The sequence below is a fragment of the Aquabacterium sp. A08 genome (genome assembly GCF_011742065.1).
In genome coordinates this window covers 1-407 of sequence record NZ_JAAQQT010000503.1, presented here as the reverse complement: position 1 = coordinate 407, position 407 = coordinate 1, and the positions used below count along the sequence as shown (strand labels likewise).

At 65.8% G+C, this 407-nt stretch carries 1 protein-coding gene; it reads left to right on the top strand.

Going from position 1 to position 407, the window contains the following annotated elements; translation table 11 throughout:
- A partial coding sequence (locus HA630_RS27370) for a branched-chain amino acid ABC transporter permease (protein ID WP_166832178.1) occupies positions 1-407 on the top strand: 407 nt, incomplete at both ends.

The window sequence follows — 407 nt, the reverse complement described above, 5'->3', positions numbered from 1 at the left end:
CTGCTGGCGCTGGGGCTGTACCTGTTGATTTCCAAAACCCGCCTGGGCATGAAGATCCGCGCCGGCGCCTTCAACCGCGACATGACCGAGGCGCTAGGCATCAACATCCGCCTGATCCACGCGGTGGTGTTCGCCCTGGGCGTGGGCCTGGCCGCCGTGGCCGGCATGATTGCCGCGCCCATCGCCAGCGTGTACCCCAACATGGGCAGTTCGGTGCTGATCATGTGCTTCGTGGTGGTGGTCATCGGCGGCATCGGCTCGGTGCGCGGGGCGCTCATTTCGGCGCTGCTGGTCGGGCTGGTGGACACCTTTGGCAAGGTGCTGCTGCCCCAGGTGGCGGGCATGCTGGTGTACATGCTGATGGCCGCCGTGCTGCTCTACAAGCCCGAAGGCCTGTTCAAGCAGTG